This window comes from Brachybacterium sp. Marseille-Q7125 (assembly GCF_023062615.1).
Taxonomy (GTDB): Bacteria; Actinomycetota; Actinomycetes; order Actinomycetales; family Dermabacteraceae; genus Brachybacterium.
In genome coordinates this window covers 1-1,400 of sequence record NZ_JALLAL010000119.1, presented here as the reverse complement: position 1 = coordinate 1,400, position 1,400 = coordinate 1, and the positions used below count along the sequence as shown (strand labels likewise).

Sequence of the window (1,400 nt, the reverse complement as noted above, 5' to 3'; positions counted from 1 at the left end):
GGAGTGGAACCCGACCGCCCGCAACGGACACTGCGACGATCTGTCATACCCGAATGCCACAATCAGCAGCTGAACACCGGCAAAGACGCCGACCGCGACCGCTCACCAGCCCGATGAAAGATCGAGGGTAACGCCGCCCTACACACCACGGAAGAGGGGATCGCAAATTTGTGGATAACTTCCACAGGAGGGCGCAACCTCTCCTCCACAATGAATCGCACTGGTTTTCTATTGAGTGACCTCTCCTCCACAACGGCCCTCTGTCCACAATCCGGGGCCGACGGTGGCAGCGCACCACCCTGGCAGCCCACGATGGTGGTGCGCGCACAGCCGACAGCGACCCCAGGACGGAGGTGGTCCATGACCGGACCAGCGGGAACACCCGGAGGCGGCGGCCTGCTCACACAGCGCTCCGCCGCCTCCGGTCGCATCGCCCGCCCAGGCGCTCGTCTCCTCAGACGCTCGGCCCCCAGGCACTCGGCTCCTCAGACGCTTGGCCCCTCAGGCGCTCGCGCGTGCTCCTCGCACTCCGGCGACGGCCAGGCGGTAGAGAACGCCCGCGCCGATCAGCAGCAGGCCTGCGGCGATGGTGCTGCCCGGCAGCATGATCACTAGGGCCAGGCAGCCCAGCAGCCCCAGGATCTGCATCGGGCGGGGGTACAGGCGCCAGCGATTCTGCTGGGTCAGCGCGGAGAGGTTCGCGATCGCGTAGTACAGCAGCACGCCGAAGGAGGATGCCGCCACCGCCACGAGCACGTCAGAGGCCAGCAGCACTAGCAGCAGCACTCCGGCGCCGGCGGCGATCTCCGCTCGCTGCGGGACGGAGAAGCGCGGCGAGACGTGCGCGAGCACGGGTGGCAGGTCGCGGTTGCGTGCCATCGCGAGCATGGTGCGGGAGATCCCGGCGACGAGGGCCAGCAGCGCGCCCGAGGCTGCGGCCACCGCCCCGATGGACACGATGAGGAGCCACACGCCGCCGGCGCCGACGCTCTCCAGGGCGGCGCGGAAGGGCGCGGGCCCCCAGCCGGCATCGCCCGGCTGGCCGGTGGTGCCGCTGACGATCACGAGCACGAGCGACAGCGCAAGATACAGGGCGGCCACGATGCCGAGGGCCGCGAGGATGGCGCGCGGGATGGTCCGACGCGGTTCCGTGACCTCTTCGCCGAGGGTTGCGACCCGGGCGTACCCGGCGAAGGCGAAGAACATGATCGCCGCAGCCTGAAGTGTGGCGAGCACGGTGAGTGGGCCGCCGTCGCCGCCCAGCAGGGCGGGCAGGCCACCGTCCCACAGCGCGCCCAGGGTGCCGCTGCCCTCTCCTGTCTCGTCTACACATCTGACGCGGCCGACGATCCCCCCTGTGTGGGTCTCGGGGGTGGTCGGCTGTACGCGTGAAACGCCAG

The 1,400-nt window shown here is 69.9% G+C and carries 1 protein-coding gene; it reads right to left on the bottom strand.

Annotated elements, in window-relative coordinates; all coding sequences use genetic code 11:
* Positions 1-501: 501 nt before the first annotated feature.
* Positions 502-1,400, bottom strand: an 899-nt coding sequence (locus tag MU407_RS13955; RefSeq protein ID WP_246958394.1) for an APC family permease, incomplete at its 5' end; no start/stop codon positions are given.